At 72.4% G+C, this 20993-nt stretch carries 21 protein-coding genes; 10 read left to right on the top strand and 11 right to left on the bottom strand.

Annotation, left to right across the window (positions count from 1 at the left end; translation table 11 throughout):
* The first annotated feature begins 52 nt into the window (after positions 1 to 52).
* From B7P34_RS06510 to pspAB, 3 genes are all read left to right on the top strand, one after another.
* Positions 53 to 955, top strand: a complete 903-nt coding sequence (locus B7P34_RS06510) for an LLM class flavin-dependent oxidoreductase (protein ID WP_106674836.1) — start codon at positions 53 to 55, stop codon at positions 953 to 955.
* A gap of 238 nt (positions 956 to 1193) precedes the next feature.
* On the top strand, positions 1194 to 2105 hold the full coding sequence (htpX, locus tag B7P34_RS06505) for a zinc metalloprotease HtpX (protein WP_106674835.1): 912 nt from the start codon (positions 1194 to 1196) through the stop codon (positions 2103 to 2105).
* Positions 2106 to 2162: 57 nt separating this feature from the next.
* A complete protein-coding gene (gene pspAB / locus B7P34_RS06500; RefSeq protein WP_106674834.1) occupies positions 2163 to 2747 on the top strand; it encodes a PspA-associated protein PspAB in 585 nt (194 codons plus the stop codon).
* Positions 2748 to 2829: 82 nt separating this feature from the next.
* On the opposite strand, the gene B7P34_RS06495 is transcribed toward pspAB, so the two are convergent.
* Both B7P34_RS06495 and B7P34_RS06490 read right to left on the bottom strand, forming a co-directional pair.
* A complete protein-coding gene (locus B7P34_RS06495; RefSeq protein ID WP_106674833.1) occupies positions 2830 to 3372 on the bottom strand; it encodes an RNA 2'-phosphotransferase in 543 nt (180 codons plus the stop codon).
* Positions 3372 to 3896 (bottom strand): PadR family transcriptional regulator, encoded by a 525-nt coding sequence (locus tag B7P34_RS06490; protein WP_106674832.1) that lies wholly within the window; start codon positions 3894 to 3896, stop codon positions 3372 to 3374. The genes B7P34_RS06495 and B7P34_RS06490 overlap by 1 nt, the downstream gene beginning before the upstream one ends.
* Positions 3897 to 4009: 113 nt before the next feature.
* On the opposite strand from B7P34_RS06490, the gene B7P34_RS06485 reads away from it, so the two are divergent.
* Entirely contained in the window at positions 4010 to 4567 is a 558-nt protein-coding gene (locus B7P34_RS06485; RefSeq protein WP_106674831.1) for a hypothetical protein, read from the top strand.
* Positions 4568 to 4675: 108 nt separating this feature from the next.
* The gene (locus tag B7P34_RS06480; protein ID WP_106674830.1) at positions 4676 to 6028 is read left to right on the top strand and encodes a carotenoid oxygenase family protein; all 1353 of its coding nucleotides are present in this window, start codon (positions 4676 to 4678) and stop codon (positions 6026 to 6028) included.
* Positions 6029 to 6038: 10 nt separating this feature from the next.
* Here the strand turns inward: B7P34_RS06480 and B7P34_RS06475 are convergent, their stop codons facing one another.
* Genes B7P34_RS06475 through B7P34_RS06460 form a run of 4 tightly spaced genes read right to left on the bottom strand, consistent with a single transcriptional unit; the run spans position 6039 to position 10704 of the window.
* The gene (locus tag B7P34_RS06475) at positions 6039 to 7109 is read right to left on the bottom strand and encodes a MerR family transcriptional regulator (protein ID WP_106674829.1); all 1071 of its coding nucleotides are present in this window, start codon (positions 7107 to 7109) and stop codon (positions 6039 to 6041) included.
* A 12-nt stretch (positions 7110 to 7121) separates the two neighbouring features.
* A complete protein-coding gene (locus tag B7P34_RS06470; protein WP_106674828.1) occupies positions 7122 to 8036 on the bottom strand; it encodes a metal-dependent hydrolase in 915 nt (304 codons plus the stop codon).
* Positions 8033 to 9844, bottom strand: a complete 1812-nt coding sequence (locus B7P34_RS06465; protein ID WP_106674827.1) for an SDR family oxidoreductase — start codon at positions 9842 to 9844, stop codon at positions 8033 to 8035. The genes B7P34_RS06470 and B7P34_RS06465 overlap by 4 nt, the downstream gene beginning before the upstream one ends.
* Entirely contained in the window at positions 9841 to 10704 is an 864-nt protein-coding gene (locus tag B7P34_RS06460) for a M24 family metallopeptidase (RefSeq protein WP_106674902.1), read from the bottom strand. The genes B7P34_RS06465 and B7P34_RS06460 overlap by 4 nt, the downstream gene beginning before the upstream one ends.
* Before the next feature lie 268 nt (positions 10705 to 10972).
* Here B7P34_RS06460 and B7P34_RS06455 point away from each other — a divergent pair, with 268 nt between their 5' ends.
* The 4 genes from B7P34_RS06455 to B7P34_RS06440 are packed head-to-tail and all read left to right on the top strand — an operon-like array spanning position 10973 to position 14526.
* On the top strand, positions 10973 to 11938 hold the full coding sequence (locus tag B7P34_RS06455) for an ABC transporter ATP-binding protein (protein WP_223267564.1): 966 nt from the start codon (positions 10973 to 10975) through the stop codon (positions 11936 to 11938).
* The gene (locus tag B7P34_RS06450) at positions 11928 to 12827 is read left to right on the top strand and encodes an ABC transporter permease subunit (RefSeq protein WP_106674825.1); all 900 of its coding nucleotides are present in this window, start codon (positions 11928 to 11930) and stop codon (positions 12825 to 12827) included. Before B7P34_RS06455 ends, B7P34_RS06450 begins: the two co-directional genes overlap by 11 nt.
* A gap of 52 nt (positions 12828 to 12879) precedes the next feature.
* The gene (locus tag B7P34_RS06445; RefSeq protein ID WP_106674824.1) at positions 12880 to 13791 is read left to right on the top strand and encodes an ABC transporter ATP-binding protein; all 912 of its coding nucleotides are present in this window, start codon (positions 12880 to 12882) and stop codon (positions 13789 to 13791) included.
* Between the two features lie 15 nt (positions 13792 to 13806).
* Positions 13807 to 14526, top strand: a complete 720-nt coding sequence (locus B7P34_RS06440) for an ABC transporter permease subunit (RefSeq protein WP_106674823.1) — start codon at positions 13807 to 13809, stop codon at positions 14524 to 14526.
* A gap of 74 nt (positions 14527 to 14600) precedes the next feature.
* On the opposite strand, the gene B7P34_RS06435 is transcribed toward B7P34_RS06440, so the two are convergent.
* The 3 genes from B7P34_RS06435 to B7P34_RS06425 form a co-directional block, all read right to left on the bottom strand.
* Positions 14601 to 15548 (bottom strand): aminoglycoside phosphotransferase family protein, encoded by a 948-nt coding sequence (locus B7P34_RS06435; protein WP_106674822.1) that lies wholly within the window; start codon positions 15546 to 15548, stop codon positions 14601 to 14603.
* 62 nt (positions 15549 to 15610) lie between these two features.
* On the bottom strand, positions 15611 to 16885 hold the full coding sequence (locus B7P34_RS06430; protein ID WP_106674821.1) for a CynX/NimT family MFS transporter: 1275 nt from the start codon (positions 16883 to 16885) through the stop codon (positions 15611 to 15613).
* 46 nt (positions 16886 to 16931) lie between these two features.
* Positions 16932 to 17642: a FadR/GntR family transcriptional regulator gene (locus B7P34_RS06425; protein ID WP_106674820.1), complete on the bottom strand. Its 711-nt coding sequence runs from the start codon at positions 17640 to 17642 to the stop codon at positions 16932 to 16934.
* A 107-nt stretch (positions 17643 to 17749) separates the two neighbouring features.
* Here B7P34_RS06425 and B7P34_RS06420 point away from each other — a divergent pair, with 107 nt between their 5' ends.
* Positions 17750 to 18571 (top strand): rhomboid-like protein, encoded by an 822-nt coding sequence (locus B7P34_RS06420; RefSeq protein WP_223267563.1) that lies wholly within the window; start codon positions 17750 to 17752, stop codon positions 18569 to 18571.
* Here B7P34_RS06420 and B7P34_RS06415 read toward each other — a convergent pair.
* Together B7P34_RS06415 and serS are read right to left on the bottom strand one after the other, a co-directional pair.
* Complete coding sequence (locus tag B7P34_RS06415) at positions 18513 to 19328, bottom strand: HAD family hydrolase (protein ID WP_106674819.1); 816 nt, start codon at positions 19326 to 19328, stop codon at positions 18513 to 18515. The two genes, B7P34_RS06420 and B7P34_RS06415, sit on opposite strands and share 59 nt — an antisense overlap.
* The gene (gene serS / locus B7P34_RS06410) at positions 19325 to 20602 is read right to left on the bottom strand and encodes a serine--tRNA ligase (protein WP_106674818.1); all 1278 of its coding nucleotides are present in this window, start codon (positions 20600 to 20602) and stop codon (positions 19325 to 19327) included. The genes B7P34_RS06415 and serS overlap by 4 nt, the downstream gene beginning before the upstream one ends.
* Positions 20603 to 20993 lie beyond the last annotated feature (391 nt).

Here is a 20993-nt window from a genome sequence, read left to right as displayed (position 1 = left end):
TGTGTCCGTTGTCACGGGGGGTGTGCCGGTCCCACGGCCTAGGCTCGGTGTCATGCGACTGAGCACCGTGATCCTTCCCGACCGCCGCTGGTCCGAGGGCGGCCGGGCCGCCTGGCAGCGTGCGGAGGAACTGGGCTTCCACACCGCCTACACCTACGACCACCTGTCCTGGCGGACCTTCCGGGACGGCCCGTGGTTCGGCGCGATCCCCACGCTGACGGCGGCCGCGACCGCCACCTCCCGGATGCGCCTGGGCACGCTCGTCACCTCGCCCAACTTCCGGCACCCGGTCACTCTGGCCAAGGAGCTCATCTCCCTGGACGACATCTCGGACGGCCGCATCACGCTCGGCATCGGGGCCGGCGGCTCCGGCTTCGACGCCACCGCGCTGCTGAAGGACGGGCAGGAGCCGTGGACGCCGCGGGAGCGGGCCGACCGCTTCGGCGAGTTCGTCCCGCTGCTGGACCGCCTGCTCACCCAGGACGTCGTCACGCACGAGGGCGAGCACTACTCCGCCTTCGAGGTGCGCAACATCCCCGGCTGCGCGCAGCGCCCCCGGCTGCCCTTCGCCGTGGCGGCCACGGGCCCGCGCGGCATGAAGCTGGCCGCCCGGTACGGGCAGGCGTGGGTGACCACGGGCGACCCGAAGCTCTTCGAGACCGGCACGCCGGAGCAGTCCCGGGCGGCCGTGGCGGGCCAGATCGAGCGCCTGGGAGCGGCCTGTGAGGAGCTGGGCAGGGACGTCTCGGAGCTGGGGAAGACGATGCTGACGGGCTTCAGCCCGGACCGCCCGCTGGACTCCGTCGACGCCTTCGTCGACTTCGCCGGTTCGCACGCGGAGCTCGGCATCGACGAGATCGTGGTGCACTGGCCCATCGCCGACTCGGTCTTCGCGGCGGACGTCGCGGTCTTCGAGAAGATCGCCACGGACGGGCTCGCCCAGCTCGCCGGCTGAGCGGTGCGGTGATCGCGCAGGGGTCTCCGGGCTGCGGGCATCCCTCCGCGGCCGGGAACCCTCCGCAGCGGGATCCCTCCCCCGCAACCGGTGCACCCTCCGTAGGCGGTGCTCCCCTCCGTAGCCGGTGCCCTCCGCGCGCCCGGGGATTCCCCGCACGATCGGTGAAGAGGGAGAATCGGGGCATAGGCAACCACCGGGGACGCGTTCCCCGGAGAGCCGGCCCGGGAGGTTTCCCATGCACTCTTCGAAGAGCACCCGATTCGCTCCGGACCGCGGGCTGACCACCCGCATGGTGAGCACGATGTTCTTCATCGGGCTGCTCTACGTGGTCTTCGTGGGAGTGCTCCTGGCGCTGCTGCGCGGCGCCTGGCCGCTCATCCTGCTCCTCGCGGGAGGCCTGTTCGTCGCGCAGTTCTGGTTCAGCGACCGGATCGCCGCCTTCAGCATGGGGGCGCGCGAAGTCACCCCCGAGGAGGCGCCCGAGCTGCACGGTGCCGTCGACCGCCTGTGCGCGCTCGCGGACATGCCCAAGCCGCGCGTGGCGATCGCCGACAGCGACGTGCCGAACGCCTTCGCCACCGGCCGCAACCGGAAGAACTCCCTGGTGTGCGCGACCACGGGCCTGCTGCGCAGGCTGGAGCCCGAGGAACTGGAGGGCGTGCTCGCCCACGAGCTCTCCCACGTCGCCCACCGCGACGTCGCTGTCATGACCATCGCCTCCTTCCTGGGCGTGCTGGCCGGGATCATCACGCGCGTCGGCCTGTGGGGCGGCTTCCGCCGCGTGGGCGGGCGCGACAGCAACACGGCCGTCCTGGTCGTGCTGATCCCGCTGATCAGCGCCGTCGTCTACGCGATCAGCTTCCTGCTCACCCGCCTGCTGTCGCGCTACCGGGAACTGTCCGCCGACCGCGCGGGAGCCCTGCTGACCGGCCGGCCGTCCGCGCTGGCCGCCGCCCTGACCAAGGTCACCGGTGAGATGGCGCGGATCCCCACACGCGACCTCCGGCAGGCCGAGCCGTTCAACGCCTTCTACTTCGCGCCGGCGTTCTCCAAGGAGAGCTTCAGCCGCCTGCTGTCCTCCCACCCGACGCTGGAACAGCGGCTGGAGCAGCTCGGCCGGATCTCGGCTCAGCTCGGCCGCCCCTGACCGCCCTCCGCCGGCCTCCGCCGACCGCCTTCACCCGCCCGGAAGGAGCGCGTGCCCGTGGGCTTCCTGGACGTCATCCTCGGCCGCAGCAAGCCGGTCCGCCCGGACCTCGACCAGCTCTTCGCCCTGCCGTCCGCCGCCATCACCCTCCAGGCGGGCGCCGGCCTCACCCCCACCGGGCTGGGCTCGGTCTGCTTCGCGAGCGTGGAGGGCGGGGCCTTCGGTCAGCTCCAGCAGGACGTACGGGCCTTGCTGGACGCGGACACGGAGCGCGGCGGGCAGCCCGTCGAGTTCAGCCGGGACGCGTACGGCTACACGTGGCTGCTCGCGAGGCAGCCGCCCGAGGACACGGCCGCACTGGTCAACGACCTGCACGCGGTCAACACCCTCCTCCAGGAGGGCGGGTTCGGGCCCCAGCTGCTCTGTTCCCTGATGGGCTTCCGCGGTGCGGACGGGCGCTCCCTGGCGCTGGTCTACCTCTACAAGCGCGGCACTTTCTACCCCTTCGCGCCCGTGGCGGGCGCGGGGGACAAGCGGGACAACGGCCTGGAACTGCAGGTGCGGGCGCTGCTGGCGAACGACCTGCGGATCGAGGAGGACCTGGCCCGGTGGTTTCCGGTGTGGGGCGCGCCCGGCCTGTGAGCGGCGCGGGGCACGCCGACCCCGGGGGTGCCGGGCCCGCCGCCACGGCGGGCCCGGCACGGGAGCGGATCGGCGCCGGGGCTCAGCCGGGGAACCGCAGGAACTCGGCCGGGACGCGCTCCACCAGCCACACCCCGTTCTCGCTCATGCGGAAGACGTGGCCCGCCCGGTGCATCCCGTGCGCGTCCACGGTCAGCACCACCGGCTTGCCGCGGCGGGCGCCCACGCGCATCGCCGTCTCGCGGTCGGGGGACAGGTGGACGGCGTGCCGGGTCATGGGGCGCAGGCCCTCGGCCCGGATGGCCGCGACCGAGCGCGACACCGTGCCGTGGAAGAGCACCGCGGGCGGCTCGGCGACCGGCAGGCCGAGGTCGACCGGCACGGAGTGGCCCTGGTCGGCCCGGATGCGCTCGCCGTCGAGGGTGTAGCGCTGCTTGTCGTTCGAGGCGACGACCTCCTCCAGCTCGGCCCGGCTGAAGGGCAGGCCGTGGGCGGCGCTCGCCTCCAGCAGGGCGTCGACGGACGTCCAGCCCCGGGCGTCCAGGGTGATGCCGATCCGGCCGGGATCGTGCCGCAGGTGCCTGGCCAGGTGCTTCGAGATGCGGGTCGCGCGCTGGACGTCCATTACTTGCGGGTCTTCCCGAGCTCCTCGACGGCCCAGCGGGCCCATTCCTCGCGCATGGCCATGAAGCGCAGCCCGTACTCGAGGGCCAGCCGGCCGTTCACGGACAGCGGGTCGTCGCCCCAGTCCACGTTCCGCTCCACTTCCTCCAGCACCCTGTGCTGTCCCGCGGCGCGCTCGGCCTCGCCCATGAGGTAGGCCGTCGCCTCCACGGGCGTGAGGTGGTTGAGGAAGAAGACCCGCAACAGGACCTCGCTGCGGCGCACCGGGTCGGGCTTGGCTTCGGTGAGCCAGCGGCGCAGCTCGGCGCGGCCCTCGTCGGTGATCGCGTACTCCTTGCGGCCGCGCGGGCCCTCCGCCGCGACCTCCAGCAGGCCGGCCTTCGTGAGCTTGCCCAGCTCGCCGTAGACCTGGCTCTGTGTCGCCGGCCAGACATTGCTGAGCGAGGTCTCGAACCGCTTCATCAGGTCGTACCCGCTGGCCGGCCGGTCGGCCAGCAGGCCCAGCATCGCGTGTCTCAGGCTCATGCGCCCCAGCCTACATTCCACTGTTGACATGTCGGGCGGTGACCTTCTACTTTTGACATGTCAGAGTTGGAATGTCGGCGGGACGGCCGGCACCCGTCCGAGGAGACCTTTCGATGAACTACGTGCGCGGCTTCATTCCCTGGATCGTCTTCGCGGTCGCCTCCCCCGCCGGCTGGCAGTGGACCGCCGTGGCCGGGCTCGTCACCGGCATCGCCCTGCTGATCAAGGACTACAAGTCCGGCGTCGCGGGGGAGTCGCTGATCCTGGAGGCCAGCACGGTCTGCTACTTCGCCGCTCTCACGGCCCTCGCCTTCGCCCTTCCGCACAGCGAGCTGCGGCACTACGGCGGGGCCATGTCCTTCGGCTGGCTGGCGATCACCGCCTGGGCCACGCTGGCCATCGGCCGCCCCTTCACGATCGGCATCGCCAAGCGGCAGACGCCGCCCGAGGTGTGGCACACCGCGATCTTCCGCCGCGTCAACGTCGTGATCACTTCCGTCTGGGCCGCCTCCTTCACCCTGACCGCAGTCCTGATGGCGGCGGTGAGCGTCGAGGGCCTGGGCAACGGGGTGTCCATTCCGGTCCAGGTCGTGACCTTCGCCCTGCCCGCCCTCTTCACCGCCCGCTACCCCGACCGCGTCCGCGCCCGCCACATGCAGGCAGCGCGGTAGGGCCCGCCACCGCCTCCACCGCCCCCGGCCCCCGGCCCCCCGGCCACCAGGCCTCCGCGCCACCACCCATCGCAGTCACCGCAGCCACCGCAGAGGAGCCCCCGCGCCATGACGACGGCCCAGCCCGCCCACCTCGCCGGCAACTTCGCCCCCGTGAAGGAAGAGCTCACTGCGCACGACCTCCCGGTCACCGGAGCGATCCCGCCGGAGCTCACGGGCTGGTATCTGCGCAACGGCCCCAACCCGCAGGACGCCGCCTCCAGCCACTGGTTCTTCGGGGACGGCATGGTCCACGGCGTGCGCCTCGAAAGCGGCCGGGCCACCTCCTACCGCAACCGCTGGGTGCGCACCTCCACCTTCGCCGACGGCGCCCGCATCTACGACGAGCGCGGCAGACGTGACCTGACCGCCGGAGCCGCCAACACCCACGTCGTGCGGCACGCGGGCCGCACCCTGGCCCTGGTCGAGTCCTCCTTCCCGTACGAGCTGGACGCACGGCCGGGCCACGAGCTGGAGACCGTCGGCCCGTACGACTTCGGCGGCCGGCTCACCACGCCGATGACCGCCCACCCCAAGACCTGCCCGGAAACCGGAGAGCTGCACTTCTTCGGCTACGGAGGGCTCTCCGCGCCCTTCCTGACCTACCACCGGGCCGATGCGAGCGGCGAGTTGGCGGTCAGCCGGCCCGTCGAGGTGCCCGGGCACACGATGATGCACGACTTCCACCTCACCCGCTCCCACGTCGTCTTCATGGACCTGCCCGTCGTCTTCGACCTCGACCGCGCCCGAGCGGCCGGCGGCGGCATGCCGTACGCGTGGGACCCCGGCTACGGCGCCCGGCTGGGCGTGCTGCGGCGCGATGACCCCCACGGCGAGGTGCGCTGGTTCACCATCGACCCCTGCTACGTCTTCCACTCCCTCAACGCCCACGACGAGCAGCATGCCGACGGCACGCGCATCGTCCTGTACGTGACCCGCTATCCGCACTACGGCAGCGAGGACGGCCGGAGCCGCGCCCACGCCACCCTCTGGCGCTGGACCCTCGACCTGGCGGCCGGGACGGTGGCCGAGGAGCAATTGGACGACCAGCCCTGCGAGTTCCCCCGAGTGGACGACCGGCTCGCCGGGCTCGCGGCCCGGTACGGCCACGTCACCACCACCCCACTGCCCGGCAGGCCCCTCGACCGCGGCGCCCTGCTCCGCTACGACCTGAGGACGGGGTCCGTCGCCCGCCACGACTTCGGGCCGGGGAGGACCCCGGCCGAGGCGGCGTTCGCCCCCGCCGACGACCGGCCCGGCGGCCCCGGATGGCTGCTGACCTACGTCCACGACGCCGCCACCGACCGCAGCGACCTCGTCATACTCGACGCCGACGACCTCGCCGCGGAGCCGGTCGCCACCATCCACCTGCCGCAGCGGGTGCCCTACGGCTTCCACGGCAACTGGCTCGCGGACCGCTGAGCGGACGGGCCTATCCGGCCGTCTGCCCGGCCTCGGGCCCGATGACCAGCGCGTCCATGGTGCGGGCCTGCACCTCGCGCTCCACCGCGGCGGCGACGAAGGCGGCGACGCTCTCCGGCCCGACGAGCGCTTCCACGGCCCGGAAGGTCCGGTCGGGGAGCCGGACGGATCCGGGGCGGGGGAGGGAGTGGTCAGGCGCGTCCGCCGGGACGGCCTCCTCCGCGGCCATGGCGCCGACAGCACCGGAAGCCTCGACGGCTCCGGCATCAGCGGCTCCGGCATCAACGACCTCGGCGTCCAGGTGCCGGCGGAGGTGGCGGGTGGCCATCGTGCGCATGGCGCGGGCGAGTTCGACGTCGATGGCCTGCTGGGCCAGCGGCCGCAGCCGGCGCACCAGCGAGGCGGCCTCGGTGGCCTCTTCCTCGGTGGGCGGGTGGTCGAGGTACTGCTGGAAGACGTGTTCGGTGGTGAAGTCCAGGAACCGGCCCGCTATGTGCTCGACCTTCGTGCGCAGTTCGCGCAGGTGGCCGGTGATGGCGAGCAGGGGCACCCCGGCGGCGTGGAGCTCCGCGGCGACGGCCAGTTCCTGCGGGCTCGGCACGAGGAACTCCTCGGGCGCGTCCGGCACGCGCACGAGGACGCCGAGCTTCACCGCCTCCTCGATTGCGTCGTCGTCCTGGGCGCCGCCGAAGCGGTCGCCGAGCTCCGCGCGGGTGATCCGGCCCGCCTCCTCGTCCGACCACGGCGCGGTCACCTCGGCGACCAGCCCGAGGACGCCGCCCAAGCCGCGGCCGGTGTCCCAGGCGTCCAGGAGCTCCTTGATGCTCGCGAGGGTGTAGCCGCGGTCGAGGAGCCCGGCGATCTGGTGCAGGCGCTCCAGATGGGTGTCCCGGTAGACGTTGGCCCGCCCGCGCCGCTCAGGCTTGGGGAGCAGCCCGCGGTCCTGGTAGGCGCGGATCGTGCGGACCGTGGCGCCGCTGTGGTGGGCGAGGGCCTCGATGCGGTATTCGCGCTCGCGGCCGGGCCGGCCGGCCTCGCCGTGCCGACGGGGGTGACCGGGATGACCGGGCTGCTCGGACAAGTGTGTCGCTCCTTACGAAAGGGCCGCGCGGCCTATCGCGCCCGCCGCGGTCCGTGCCGCGGGTGAGGTCGCCAGATAGTCGACGGCCCTGCGCAGCGATCCCTCCTTCGAGGGATGGTACGACCGCCGGAGGTAGCGCGGGACGGCTGCGCCCAGCTCGCCCCAGCTCGGCAGCAGACCTTTGGCCACGGCCCGGTTGTGCTCGCGCAGCGAGTAGCGCATCCGTCTCGCGAGCCGCGGGTCGTTGCGTATGAGGAAGCGGGCGCCCCGGTCCCAGAGGTGGAACAGCACGGGCGCCGTGACGGCCATGCCGAGGACGCGGCGGGCGTAGCGCCCGGGGTCCTCGCCGCCGCAGTGCTCGTACATGTCGAAGGCTACGGAGCGGTGTTCGACCTCCTCGGCGCCGTGCCAGCGCAGCAGGTCCAGCATCACCGGGTCGGGAGCGGCCCGGTCCAGGCCGTCCGCCTCCAGCACCCAGTTGCCCAGGACGGCTGTGAACTGCTCGATCGCGGCGATCAGCGAGAGGCGGAAGCGGAGCCACTCCCGCGCCGTCACCGGCGCGCCGAACGGCGGCTTCTCGCCCAGCAGGACGTCGAAGAGGTAGTCGACGTGGCGGGTGTACGTGGTGGTGTCCAGGTCCTGTGCGGCGAGGTGGCCGAGCACGTAGGCGTGCTGCACGCTGTGCGTGGCCTCCTGGCCCATGAACCCCTTGACGTCCTTGAGCAGCACGGGGTCCCGCACCAGCGGCAGGGCCTCCTTGAACACCTTGACGAACCACCGCTCCCCGGCCGGCAGCAGCAGGTGCAGGACGTTGATGACGTGGGTGGCGGTGGGCTCGTCCGGTATCCAGTGCAGGGGCGTCGCGTCCCAGTCGAAGGAGACGCGGCGGGGGGCTATCGCGTGCGCGCCCCGGTGGCCGTCGGTCATTTCTGCTTCTCCTCCGCCGTCCGCTGGAGCGGCGGCTCGATCCTGGCGAGGGCGCGCCGCGCCCATGGGGTGAAGCGGGACATGAAGCGGAGGCCGTGGGCCTCGGGGGTGACGGGCACGACCGCCTGGTTGCGCGCCACGGCCCGCAGGACGGCCTCGGCGACCTTCTCCGGCGGGTAGTTCCGCCGGCCGTAGGCCCGGCCGGCCTGGGTGCGCCGCCGCCGCTGCTCCTCCTCGGAGACGCCGGCGAAGCGCGTGGCCCTGGTGATGGGGGTGTTGACGATGCCGGGGCAGATCGCGGAGACGCCGATCCCCTGTCCGGCCAGCTCCGCGCGCAGGCACTCGCTGAGCATCAGCACCGCCGCCTTGGAGGTGCTGTAGGCCGGGAGGGCCCTGGAGGGCTGGAAGGCGGCGGCGGAGGCGGTGTTGACGATGTGGCCGCCCTGGCCGCGCTCGGCCATCTGCTTGCCGAAGAGGCGGCAGCCGTGGATCACGCCCCACAGATTGACGTCGAGGGTCTTGCGCCAGTCCTCCGCGGTGGTGTCCATGAAGGATCCGGCGACTCCGATGCCGGCGTTGTTGACCAGCACGTCCACCACGCCGTACTCGGCGGCGACCTTGGCGGCCAGCTTCTCCATCGCCTGCTCGTCCGAGACGTCCGTGCACTCGCCCCAGGCCTCGGGGGCGCCGATCAGCCGGGCCATGTCGGCCGTGCGGGCCGCGCCCTCCGGGTCGCGGTCCACGGCGACGACTCGGGCGCCCGCCTCCGCGAAGGCGAACGCGGTGGCCCGGCCGATGCCGCTGGCCGCGCCCGTCACCAGCACCAGCCGGCCGGCGAACCAGCGCGCGTACGGGTTGGCGGGTGCGCTCTCGTGCGGCCTCGCCCCCTCCTGCCGGGCCGTCGCGAACTCGGCGATCCACGCCGCGACCTGATCGGGCCGGGTGCGCGGCACCCAGTGCTTGGCGGCGAGGTTGCGCCGCACCAGGCCGGGGGCCCACTGCTCCAGGTCGTCGTAGAGCCGCTCGGAGAGATAGGCGTCCCCGGTCGGGGTGATGAGCTGGACGGGCACGTGGGCGTAGGCATCGGTGCGCGGCCGGCGCAGCCGGGCGAGGATGTTGTCGCGGTAGAGCCAGGCGCCGTGCGCGGCGTCGGCCGGCAGGGACGCCGTCGGATAGCCGGAGACCGGCAGCTTCTCCGCCCGCGCGAGCATCTTGGGCCACTGCCTGCCCAGCGGGCCGCGCCAGGCCGCCTCCGGCAGCCCTGGGGTGTGCAGCAGGTACACGTACCAGGACCGGGCGCCCTGGCCCAGCAGCTGGGCCATCCGCCGCGGCGTGGGCCGGGCGGCCCGCTTGCGGAACCACAGCGCGAGGTGGTCGAGGGACGGGCCGGAGATCGACGTGAAGGAGGCGATGCGCCCCTCGGTGCGCGCGACGGTGGCGAACTCCCACGCCTGCACCGACCCCCAGTCGTGCCCGACCAGGTGCACCGGGGCGTCCGGGCTCACCGCATCGGCGACGGCCAGGAAGTCGTCGGTGAGCTTCTCCAGGGTGAAGCCGCCGCGCAGCGGCTTCGGCGCCGTGGACCGGCCGCAGCCGCGCACGTCGTACAGCACCACGTGGAAGCGGTCGCTCAGCCGCTCCGCGACCTCCGACCAGACCTCCTTGCTGTCCGGATAGCCGTGCACCAGCACCACGGTGGGCAGGGAGGCGTCGCCCAGCTCGGCCACGCACAATTCGATCCCGCCCGTGCGGATCCGGCGCTCGCGCGCGCCCTCCGGCCCGGCGCCGTTCCCGGCGTGCTCGCTCATGCGGCCCTCTCCTCCTGCCTGCGCCGCACATGCGGCAGATCGTCGTCCAGCCAGAACGCGCTCTCCTCCGGGTCCCGGGAGTCGGTGACCACGAGGAGCTCCTCGAACTTCGCGCCCGTGCCCCGGAATCCGAGGTGGGGCTCGACCGCCCACAGGCCCGGCCGGGGCGGGTGGTCGGAGAAGTGGTACGGGCTCCAGAGGGGCGACCAGCCCTCGCGGTGCCCGTGGAGGGCGTCGGAGGCGAGCCCCCGGAGCGCCCTGGTGCCGAACCCGAAGACATGGGGTGACCAGCGGCGCTCGCGGACCCGGCCCACCTTGTGCGCGATCACGCCGAACGGATAGGCGCGGTGCCGGTTCGCGTAGCCCTGGCGGGCCATCAGCCGGTCCACGTCCTCGTATATCTCGCGCAGCGAGCGGCGCTCGCGGACCTCGCGCAGGACCAGCTCCCGGTGCTCGCCGAGGTCGGCGAGCAGGCGGTCGTGCAGCGGGTTCGGGCCGAGGCAGCCGGAATAGCCGATGTCGGCCGTGAAGCCGCGGTGGACCGGCGCCATGTCGAGGATGAAGGGCATCCCCGGCTCCAGCCGCCGGTCGGTGGGGAAGAACTGCAGGGGCACCCGGAAGCCCGCGAAGGCCGTGCGGTCCCCGAACCAGGCGAACGGCAGGTGGAACCAGTCCCGCACGCCGCGGGCGCGCAGCCACTCCCGCTGCATCCGGGCCGCCTCGCGCTCGGTGACACCAGGTCTGAGCTGGGCGGCGACGGCCTCCGCGCAGTCGTACGCCAGGCGCTGGACCCGCCTGAAGCCCTGCAACTCGCCGTCCGCCTCCCGGGGCGTGGAGCCCCGGGGCACTGCTGAGGTCATGGCCATTCGTCCGTCCCGTGTGCCCGCTCCGGTACGCGTCCGTAACTTGACACTGATGAATGTGACAATGCCCGGCGGCTGCGTCAAGAGCCGTGCACCGCCTGTGGAAAACCTTCTCTCCTCACCCACCCTGCCCCGGCCGTCCCGGCCCGGGCCCTCCTTCCGGGCCGGTTCCCCTACGGGAACGTCAGACCTGAGGAGTACACGGAAGCAGTCATCCGGTCTGACGCCTGCTGTGGCACGCGCCACTACCGTCGAAGGTGTGACTGTGATCGCTACCGAAAGCCTCAGCAAGCGGTTCCCCCGGGTGACCGCTCTTGACCGGCTGTCCGTCGACATCACGCCGGGCGTGACCGGCCTGGTGGGCGCCAACGGGGCCGGCAAGTCCACGCTGATCAAGATCCTGCTCGGGCTGTCCCCCGCCACCGAGGGCCGCGCCACCGTGCTCGGCCTCGACGTCGCGACCGAGGGCGCCGCCATCCGCGAGCGCGTCGGCTACATGCCCGAGCACGACTGCCTGCCGCCCGACGTGTCGGCCACCGAGTTCGTCGTCCACATGGCGCGGATGTCCGGCCTGCCCGTCACCGCCGCCCGTGAGCGCACCGCCGACACGCTGCGGCACGTCGGCCTCTACGAGGAGCGGTACCGCCCCATGGGCGGCTATTCGACGGGCATGAAGCAGCGGGTCAAGCTGGCCCAGGCCCTCGTCCACGACCCGAAGCTCGTCCTGCTGGACGAGCCGACCAACGGACTCGACCCCGTCGGCCGCGACGAGATGCTCGGACTGATCCGCCGCATCCACACCGACTTCGGCATCTCGGTGCTGGTCACGTCACACCTGCTCGGCGAGCTGGAGCGCACCTGCGACCACGTCGTCGTCATCGACGGCGGCAAGCTGCTGCGCTCCTCCTCCACCAGCGACTTCACCCAGGCCACGGCCTCCCTCGCGGTCGAGGTCACCGACTCCGACGCCCACCCGGACGGCACGGCGGCCCTCGCCGCCGCGCTCACCGCGGCCGGCCTCACCGTCCAGCCCGCCGGCCGTGCCGCCGAGTTCGCCGCGGCCGGCTCCGGCCACGTCCTCCTCGTCGACGTCACCGGCGACGACACCTACGACACCGTGCGCGACGCGGTCGCCGGCCTCGGCCTCGGCCTCGTCCGCATGGAGCAGCGCCGCCACCGCATCGCGGAGGTCTTCCAGAGCGCAGAAAGGGACAGCGCCCATGCCGCCTGAGACCGCCTCCGCGCCCGCGCAGGACGTCATCCACAACATCGGCTACCGCAACTACTCCGGCGCCCGCCTCGGCCGCTCCTACGCCCGCCGCTCGCTCTTCTCGCAGAGCCTGCGCGGCGCGTACGGCCTCGGCCGGTCGGCGAAGTCCAAGGTGCTGCCGATGATCCTGTTCGGCGTGATGTGCCTGCCCGCCGCCATCATGGTGGCCGTCGCGGTCTCCGCCAAGCTCAGCAAGCTGCCGGTGGAGTACACGCGTTACGCGATCATCATGCAGGTCGTCATCGCCCTCTTCCTCGCGGCGCAGGCCCCGCAGTCCGTCTCGCGCGACCTGCGCTTCCGGACCGTGCCCCTGTACTTCTCGCGCCCCATCGAGCGAGTCGACTACGTGACGGCGAAGTTCGCCGCGATGTTCTCCGCCCTGTTCATCCTCACCGCAACGCCCCTGCTGATCCTGTACGTCGGCGCCCTGCTCGCGAAGCTCGACTTCGCCGACCAGACGAAGGGGTTCGCACAAGGACTGGTCTCCGTGGCACTGCTGTCCCTGCTCTTCGCCGGCATCGGCCTGGTGGTCGCCGCGCTCACCCCGCGCCGCGGCTTCGGCGTCGCCGCGGTCATCGCCGTGCTGACCATCTCCTACGGCGTGGTGAGCACCGTCCAGGGCATCGCCCTGCAGCGCGACAGCGTCGACGCGATCGGCTGGATGGGCCTCTTCTCCCCCATCACCCTCGTCGACGGCGTGCAGACGGCGTTCCTCTCCGCGAGCTCCGCCTTCCCCGAAGGCCACGGCCCCAGCACCGCGGCGGGCTTCGTCTACCTGCTCGTGCTCCTCGCCGTGATCGCAGGCTCGTACGGGCTGCTGATGCGCCGCTACCGGAAGGTCGGCCTGTGACCCCGGCCCTCCCGTCACCCGACCACCACCCCTCAAGGAACGGGCTGCGCCCATGAGCAGCATTCGTATTGACAGCGTCTCGCGCTGGTTCGGCAACGTCGTCGCCGTGAACGACGTCTCCATGACCGTCGGCCCGGGTGTCACCGGCCTCCTCGGCCCCAACGGCGCGGGCAAGTCCACGCTCATCAACATGATGGGCGGCTTCCTCGCCCCCTCCACCGGCACCGTCACCCTCGACGGCGCCGCCATCTGGCGCAACGAGCAGATCTACCGCCACATCGGCATCGTCCCCGAGCGGGAGGCGATGTACGACTTCCTCACCGGACTGGAGTTCGTCCGCGCCAACGCCGAACTGCACGGGCTGGGCGCGGCCGAGGCGCAGAAGGCGCTCGCCACCGTCGAGATGGAGTACGCCCAGGACCGCGCGATCAGCACGTACAGCAAGGGCATGCGGCAGCGCGTGAAGATGGCCTCCGCGCTCGTCCACGAGCCCTCCGTGCTCCTCCTCGACGAGCCCTTCAACGGCATGGACCCGCGCCAGCGCATGCAGCTGATGGACCTGCTCCGCAGGATGGGCGCCGAGGGCCGCACCGTGCTCTTCTCCTCGCACATCCTGGAGGAGGTCGAGCAGCTCGCCACCCACATCGAGGTCGTCGTCGCGGGCCGGCACGCCGCCTCCGGCGACTTCCGCAAGATCCGCCGGCTGATGACGGACCGCCCGCACCGCTACCTGGTCCGCTCCAGCGACGACCGCGCCCTGGCCGCCGCCCTCATCGCCGACCCGTCGACGGCGGGCATCGAAGTGGACGTCCAGGAAGGCGCCCTGCGCATCCAGGCCGTCGACTTCGGCCGCTTCACCGCCCTGCTGCCCCAGGTGGCCCGGGAGCACGGCATCCGGCTCCTCACGGTCTCGCCCTCGGACGAGTCCCTGGAATCGGTCTTCTCCTACCTCGTCGCGGCCTGAAAGGAGCCCAGCGCCATGTACAACGCCACCGTCGCACGGCTCACCTACCGGGGCCTCCTGGGTCGCCGCCGCGCCTTCATCCTCTTCGGGCTGCCCGCCCTGCTGCTCGGCGTCTCCGTCGTCGTCCGCGTGCTCGTCGGCGCGGACGACGGCACCGCGAGCAGCGTCCTGGGCGGCCTCGCCCTGGCCACCATGGTCCCGCTGATCGGCGTCGTTGCCGGCACCGGCGCGATCGGCCCGGAGATCGACGACGGCTCGGTCGTCTACCTCCTCTCCAAGCCGGTCAAACGGCCCACGATCATCTTCACCAAGCTGATCGTCGCGATCGCCGTCACCGTCGCCTTCTCGGCCGTCCCGACGCTCGTCGCGGGCTTCATCCTCAACGGCAACAGCCAGCAGATCGCGGTCGCCTACGCCGCCGCGGCGGCCGTCGCCTCCGTCGCCTACAGCGCGGTGTTCCTGCTGCTGGGCACGGTCACCCGGCACGCCGTCGTGGCGGGCCTGGTCTACGCCCTGGTGTGGGAGTCGCTCTTCGGCAGCCTCGTCCCCGGCGCGCGCACCCTGAGCGTCCAGCAGTGGTCCCTCGCCCTCGCCCAGCGCATCGGCGCGGAGGGCGCTGTCTCCTCGGACGTGGGACTGCCGCTGGCTCTCGTCCTGCTCGCCGGCGTGACGGTGGCGGCGACGTGGTTCGCGGGCCGGAAGCTGCGCTCCCTCACTCTCGCCGGGGAGGAGTGAACCTCATTCCGTGAAACCTCGATCCGCGAGGCTCGACCCGCGAGGCTCGCGGACCGAGGTTCACTCCGCGGGGCTCAGCCCCGTATGACGCACCGCTGCAGCGCCCGGGCGATCTCCACCTGCTCGGGCGCGAGCGCGTCCTCGCCGTCCTCGACGTCCCACAGGGCGTTCTGCAGCACCCTGCCCAGCGTCCAGCGGGCCGCGCGCTGCCGGTCCAGGCCCAGCACCTCGGTCATCAGGTCGAAGCGGCGCAGCACGGCCCGTTCCACGTTCCCGGTCGCGGTGATGTCGTCCCACCGGTCGTGCAGCGCGGGCAGCAGTTCGAAACCGGCGTCGCCCGTCAGCGGCTTGGGGTCGATGGCGAGCCACGGCTCGCGGGCGGAGCCCGGCACGGGTGCGAGGACGTTGTCGTAGTGGAGGTCCCAGTGCAGCAGCTGGTGACCGGGCTCGCCGATGACCTCCCGCACGGCCGCGGCACACGACTCCACCAGCCGCCGCTCCGAGGCGTCCCGCAGCTCCGGCAGGGCCGCGGGCACCTCCTTGAGCATGGCCCCGGCGACGTCCGCGAGGGACCGCAGCCCCGCGGGCACGGGAGCCGTCAGCAGCCGGGCCAGCAGTTCGGAGAGCGTCTGCAGCGACGCCTCGGCATCGCGTATGGACAAGAGTGAACGGTTTGCGTCCAACCGCTCCAGCAGCATCGTGCCGGTCGCCTCGTCGTGGTCGAGGAGCGCGACCGCCCCGTCGCCGTCCCAGGCCCGCAGCGCCGCCGGCTCGCCGACGCTCTCGTCGGTGACGGGCTGGAGCTTGAGCGCCGCCCGGGTGCCGTCCTCGCGCAGCACGGGCAGGACGAGCGCGACCATGCCGTGCGAGGCGGGCCCGTCGAGCCGCAGGCCCCAGTGGTCGAGGAACCGGCCGGCCAGCTCCGGCAGCGCGGCGATCCAGGAGCGGCCCTCCTCCCCGTCGTAGTTCTCGTGGAAGCCGACGAGTTCGGCCGGGACGGTGATGCGGTGAGCGGCGTGCATGGGCAGCGGTCTCCTCACGACGGGTGGGGAGGCCCCGGAGGGCCTCCTGCCCACCCAACGTCTCAGATCTTCCGATCGCGCCCGGCGCCCATCGCGAGAAGCAGCAGCGCCGCACAGGCGACGAGCAGCAGGGCGATCGGAAGCGTCCAGCTGTCCGTCGCCTGGTGGACCGCACCGATCGCGAACGGGCCGACGGAGGCGAGCAGATAGCCCCACGTCTGCGCCATGCCCGACAGCCGGGACGCCGTGTGGGCGTCCCGCGTGCGCAGCACCATCAGTGTCAGGGCGAGGCCCAGCAGACCGCCCTGCGCCACGCCCATCAGCGTCGCCCAGACCCAGGCGCCCTCCACGGGGGCGGTGAGCAGACCGGTCACTCCGGCGGCCATGAGGACGACTACACCCGCGCCGAGCGCCCGCTGGTCGCGCAGCCGCCCGGCCACCATGGGCACCACGAACGAACCGGCCATCTGCACCAGCGTGTAGAAGGCGTAGACCATGCCGGCCTCGCTCTTGCTCATGCCGTGGTCGGTGAACACCGTCGGCATCCAGGCGATGCACACGTACGCGACCAGCGACTGGGTGCCCATCATCAGCGTGACCTGCCAGGCGATGGGCGACCGGGTCAGCTTCGGCCCGCTCTGCGCCGCCGGCACGGGGGTTGCGGCCGCCCGGCCGTGCCGGGTGCCGCGGCGCGCGATGACGGCCTGCGGGATCCAGACGACGGCCGCCACGGCGGCGAGCAGCGCCCAGGAGGCCAGGGAGCCCCGCCAGCCGCCCAGGGCGTCCTCCAGCGGCACGGACAGGGCGGCCGAACCGGTGGCGCCGAGGATCAGCGTGGTCGAGTACAGCGCGGTCATGCTCGCGGCGCGGTCCGGGAAGTCGCGCTTCACGAGGCCGGGCATCAGGACGTTGAGCAGGGCGATGGCCGTGCCGACGAGCGCGCAGCCGGCGAACAGGGCCACGACCGGGGGCGCGACGCGCAGCAGGATGCCGCCGCACAGCAGCAGGAGGGCGCCGCACAGGACGGCCTCCGTGCCCCAGCGGCGGGCGAGCTTCGGCGCGGCGATCGAGCCCAGGCCCATGAAGATCAGGGGAATGGTGGTGACCAGGCTGCTCGCTGCCGCCGCCAGGTGGAAGTGGTCGCCGATCTCGCCCATCAGGGGCGAGACCCCTGCGAGGGCGGCCCGCATGTTGAGCGAGGCGAGGACGATGCCCGCCATGAGGAGCGCCGGGTGGGCGCGCAGGGTGCGGCGGGCGGCGGCCACGGCCGGCGCGGGAGCGAGGTCCGCTTCCGCGTCTATCAGGGGGTCGAGTGTGTCCGGCCTCGTTTCCGACATGGGGTGCCTTTCCAGGGTCGTGCGATGGGGCTGGGGCGAGCTGGGGTCAGCTCTCGGCGAGGAGGCTCTCCACGGCCTGCTTCGGGCGCTCCAGGAGCTCCCTGGCGGCCCGCGCGGCGGCCTCGGGGTCGCCGGAGGCGATGGCGTCCATGAGGGCGTGGTGGTCGCCGTGGATGATGCGCGGCATGTCGCGGTCGCCGAGCGCGGTGACCAGCGCCTCGCGGACGGAGCTGCTGAACCAGGCGTAGGTCGCGGTCAGCGCGGTGTTGTGCGCGGCCTCCACGACCGCGCGGTGGAACTCGACGTCGTGGTCGGCGTAGAGCTCCAGGTTTCCGGAGTCGGGCTGGCCCTCGGGGTCCTCGAAGGCGGTCTGGGCGTCCAGGGCGGCCTTCATCCGGGCGAGGTCGGCGGGTTCGTGGCGCAGGGCGGCGAGCCGCGCGGCCTCGGCCTCCAGGGCGATGCGCAGCTCCAGCACGTCGCGCACGCCCGCGCGCTGCACGCCGCGCATGATCTCGGCCGGGTCGGCCATGGAGACCACGAAGGTGCCCTCGCCCTGCCGCGAGCGCAGCATTCCGGCGTGCACGAGGACGCGGACGGCTTCGCGGACGGTGTTGCGGCCCACCTGGAGCTGTTCGGCGAGCGCGTGCTCGGTCGGGATGCGGCTGCCGATCTTCCACTCGCCGGCCGCGACCTGGGCGCGCAACTGTTCCACGACGGTGTCCACGAGGGACTGCCGTCCCGCTGCCCGCAGTGCCATTCGTCCTCCGGTCCCGGCCTCGGCCGCACACGATTCACCCGATTGCCCAGTCATCCTACAACTCCTTCCCCGGGGCGGCCCCGGGACCGAGCGGCTACGGTCGAAGGGTGCGTGGACGGGACGAGCGCCGCGGCTCCGGCGCGTCCGGCCGGTGGCCGGCCGCCGCCGTCCGGGCCGCTTCGCCGGCGTGGTCCGGGCTGCGCTCCTGGATCGCCTCCTCGCCAGGGACGCACATCTGGCTGCTCGTCATCGGCATCACCAGCCTCGTGATCGCCGCGGCCGGCCAGGACCTGGAGACGTTCCTGCTGCACCGCAACAGCAGCAACATCCACCAGCTCACCAAGCACCCGCTGCAGTCGCTCCTGATCAGCGGGTTCTGGATCGAGAACCCCTCGTCGTTCCTGCTCTACGCGGCGCTCTTCGAGGTGCTGCACGCGAACGTCGAGCGCTGGACCGGCACCGCCCGCTGGCTGTTCACCGTGGGCTTCGCGCACATCGCGGCCACTCTCATCAGCCAGGAGATCGTGCTGCTGTCGATAGAGGACCACTCACTGCCGCGGTCGATGAAGAGAGTGGTCGACATAGGCGTCTCGTACGGGCTCGCGGCGGCCGCCGGGATCCTCACGTACCGGATGCCGCGGCCGTGGCGGTGGGTCTACCTCGCCGGCGTGGTGCTGTTCTTCGCCGTCCCGCTGGTCACGGGAGGCACCTTCACGGACGTGGGGCACGCGGTCGCCGCCGCGATCGGGCTGGGCTGCCGGCAGTTCACGCACGGCCGCCCGCCGTGGGACTTCCGGTGCGTTCCCGGAGCCCTGCGGCGGGCGGCGGTCGTCGTCGGACGCGGCTCCGGCCGGGCGGGCCGGAGCGGCCTCAGCCGTACAGGCGCTCCAGGACCACGGCGATCCCGTCGTCCTCGTTCGAAGCGGTGACCTCGTCGGCGACGGCCCGCAGCTCCGGGTGGGCGTTGGCCATGGCCACGCCGTGCGCCGCCCAGCCGAACATCGGTATGTCGTTGGGCATGTCGCCGAAGGCGATCGTCTCGGCGGCCTTCATCCCGAGCCGGCGCGCGGCCAGGGACAGCCCGGTGGCCTTGCTCAGGCCCAGCGGCAGCAGCTCCACGACGCCCTCGCCCGCCATCGTCACCCCGACCAGGTCACCCGCGGCCGCACGGGCGGCGGCGGCCAGGTCGTCGTCGCCGAGCTCGGGGTGCTGCAGATAGAGCTTGTTGAGCGGCTCGGCCAGGAGCTCGTCCCGGTCGTGCGTCAGGACGGCCGGGAGCGGGCCCTCCTGGACGCGGTAGCCCGGGGTGACCAGCACCTCGCCGTCGAGGCCGTCGCGGCCCGCGGCGAGGTGCAGCGGACCGGTCTCGGCCTCGATCTTGGCGACGGCCAGCCCGGCGATCCGCCGGTCCAGCGTCACCGACGTCAGCAGCCGGTGCTCGCCCGCGTGGTAGACCTGCGCGCCCTGTCCGCACACCGCCAGGCCCTGGTAGTCCAGCTCCTGGAGGATGTGCCGCGTCCACGGGACGGCCCGCCCGGTCACGACGATGTGCGCGGCGCCCGCCTCCGTGGCCAGCTTCAGGGCGGCCCGGGTGCGCTCCGAGACGCTCTCGTCGGAGCGCAGCAGGGTGCCGTCGAGGTCGGTCGCGACGAGGCGGTACGGCAGCTCGGCCGCGGCGGGGTTCACTTGGCGACCGGCTCCAGCACCTCGCGCCCGCCCAGGTACGGACGGAGCACCTCGGGGACGCGCACCGAGCCGTCGGCCTGCTGGTGGTTCTCCAGCAGCGCCACGATCGTGCGCGGCACCGCGCACAGGGTGCCGTTGAGCGTTGCCAGCGGCTTGACGGTCTTGCCGTCGCGCATCCGGACGGACAGGCGGCGGGCCTGGAACTCGTCGCAGTTGGACGTCGACGTCAGCTCGCGGTACTTGCCCTGGGTGGGGATCCACGCCTCGCAGTCGAACTTGCGCGAGGCCGAGGCGCCGAGGTCACCCGTGGCGGTGTCGATGACCTGGAAGGGCAGCTCCAGGCTCGTCAGCCACTGCTTCTCCCATTCCAGCAGGCGGTCGTGCTCCGCCTCGGCGTCCTCCGGCGCGATGTAGGAGAACATCTCGACCTTGTCGAACTGGTGGACGCGGAAGATGCCGCGGGTGTCCTTGCCGTACGTGCCGGCCTCGCGGCGGAAGCACGGCGAGAAGCCGGCGTAGCGCAGCGGCAGCTGGTCGGCGTCGAGGATCTCGTCCATGTGGTACGCCGCGAGCGGCACCTCGGACGTGCCCACCAGGTAGAAGTCGTCCTTCTCCAAGTGGTAGACGTCCTGGGCGGCCTGGCCGAGGAAGCCCGTGCCCTCCATGGCGCGCGGCTTGACCAGCGCGGGCGTGAGCATCGGGGTGAAGCCGGCGGCCGTGGCCTGGGCGATGGCGGCGTTGACGAGCGCGAGCTCCAGCAGCGCGCCGACACCCGTCAGGTAGTAGAAGCGCGAGCCGGAGACCTTGGCGCCGCGCTCGACGTCGATCGCGCCGAGCAGCTGGCCGAGCTCCAGGTGGTCCTTGGGCTCGAAGCCCTCGGCGGCGAAGTCGCGCGGGGTGCCCACGGTGTCCAGGACGACGAAGTCGTCCTCGCCGCCGAGCGGCACGTCGGGGTGGACCAGATTGCCGATCTGCAGCAGCAGGCGCTGCGCCTCGGCGGCGGCCTCGTCCTGCTCGGCGTCGGCGGCCTTCACGGCGGCGGACAGCTCGCCGGCCTTCTTCAGCAGCGCGGCCTTCTCGTCGCCGGAGGCCTTGGGGATGAGCTTGCCGAGCGCCTTCTGCTCGGAGCGGAGTTCGTCGAAGCGGACGCTGGACGACCTGCGCCGTTCGTCGGCGGAGAGAAGAGCGTCGACGACGTCGACATCCTCTCCACGGGCGCGCTGGGAGGCGCGCACACGGTCGGGGTCCTCACGAAGCAGGCGAAGGTCAATCACCCCTCCAGGCTACCGTTGCGCACGCGATCACTCGACGGCATATTCCTTTTGGTGGCGGTTTGCCCTATTTTGGGCGATCAGAAAAGGCTGTGCATAATCAGCAGCCCGGGTGATCGTGAAGTGCCGGAAAGGGTTCCGGGGGAGTGGTGACGAGAATGGGTGCGCTTTTGCTGAAAAGCGGGCATAGCGGTGCCGCGAGCCGCTGATCGGCTTGTGGGCGGCCGGAGTTGGCCCGGTTCTTGTCCACAGGAGGAGATCCCTCCGCTTTCTTTGTCCACAGGCTGTGCGTGAAATCTGTGGACGCCGGAATCGAACGTTCCGTCCGCTTCTGTCCCGCGCCGTGTATTCCTTGGTCAAACCTCGCTCGGCCACTCATTCGGGTGGTATTGCC

It is taken from the genome of Streptosporangium nondiastaticum, from assembly GCF_003011965.1.
Taxonomy (GTDB): Bacteria; Actinomycetota; Actinomycetes; order Streptomycetales; family Streptomycetaceae; genus Streptomyces; species Streptomyces nondiastaticus.
The sequence above is the reverse complement of the archived record's forward strand: the minus strand, read 5'-3'. Positions and strand labels throughout refer to the sequence as shown.

What these genes read in the sequence shown, in the direction of transcription:
- B7P34_RS06510 (WP_106674836.1), top strand. Translation starts at nt 53, where the DNA reads ATGCGACTGAGCACCGTGATCCTTCCCGACCGCCGCTGGTCCGAGGGC.
- htpX (WP_106674835.1), top strand. Translation starts at nt 1,194, where the DNA reads ATGCACTCTTCGAAGAGCACCCGATTCGCTCCGGACCGCGGGCTGACC.
- B7P34_RS06495 (WP_106674833.1), bottom strand. Translation starts at nt 3,372, where the DNA reads ATGGACGTCCAGCGCGCGACCCGCATCTCGAAGCACCTGGCCAGGCAC.
- B7P34_RS06490 (WP_106674832.1), bottom strand. Translation starts at nt 3,896, where the DNA reads ATGAGCCTGAGACACGCGATGCTGGGCCTGCTGGCCGACCGGCCGGCC.
- B7P34_RS06485 (WP_106674831.1), top strand. Translation starts at nt 4,010, where the DNA reads ATGAACTACGTGCGCGGCTTCATTCCCTGGATCGTCTTCGCGGTCGCC.
- B7P34_RS06480 (WP_106674830.1), top strand. Translation starts at nt 4,676, where the DNA reads ATGACGACGGCCCAGCCCGCCCACCTCGCCGGCAACTTCGCCCCCGTG.
- B7P34_RS06470 (WP_106674828.1), bottom strand. Translation starts at nt 8,036, where the DNA reads ATGACCGACGGCCACCGGGGCGCGCACGCGATAGCCCCCCGCCGCGTC.
- B7P34_RS06465 (WP_106674827.1), bottom strand. Translation starts at nt 9,844, where the DNA reads ATGAGCGAGCACGCCGGGAACGGCGCCGGGCCGGAGGGCGCGCGCGAG.
- B7P34_RS06460 (WP_106674902.1), bottom strand. Translation starts at nt 10,704, where the DNA reads ATGACCTCAGCAGTGCCCCGGGGCTCCACGCCCCGGGAGGCGGACGGC.
- B7P34_RS06450 (WP_106674825.1), top strand. Translation starts at nt 11,928, where the DNA reads ATGCCGCCTGAGACCGCCTCCGCGCCCGCGCAGGACGTCATCCACAAC.
- B7P34_RS06445 (WP_106674824.1), top strand. Translation starts at nt 12,880, where the DNA reads ATGAGCAGCATTCGTATTGACAGCGTCTCGCGCTGGTTCGGCAACGTC.
- B7P34_RS06440 (WP_106674823.1), top strand. Translation starts at nt 13,807, where the DNA reads ATGTACAACGCCACCGTCGCACGGCTCACCTACCGGGGCCTCCTGGGT.
- B7P34_RS06435 (WP_106674822.1), bottom strand. Translation starts at nt 15,548, where the DNA reads ATGCACGCCGCTCACCGCATCACCGTCCCGGCCGAACTCGTCGGCTTC.
- B7P34_RS06430 (WP_106674821.1), bottom strand. Translation starts at nt 16,885, where the DNA reads ATGTCGGAAACGAGGCCGGACACACTCGACCCCCTGATAGACGCGGAA.
- B7P34_RS06425 (WP_106674820.1), bottom strand. Translation starts at nt 17,642, where the DNA reads ATGGCACTGCGGGCAGCGGGACGGCAGTCCCTCGTGGACACCGTCGTG.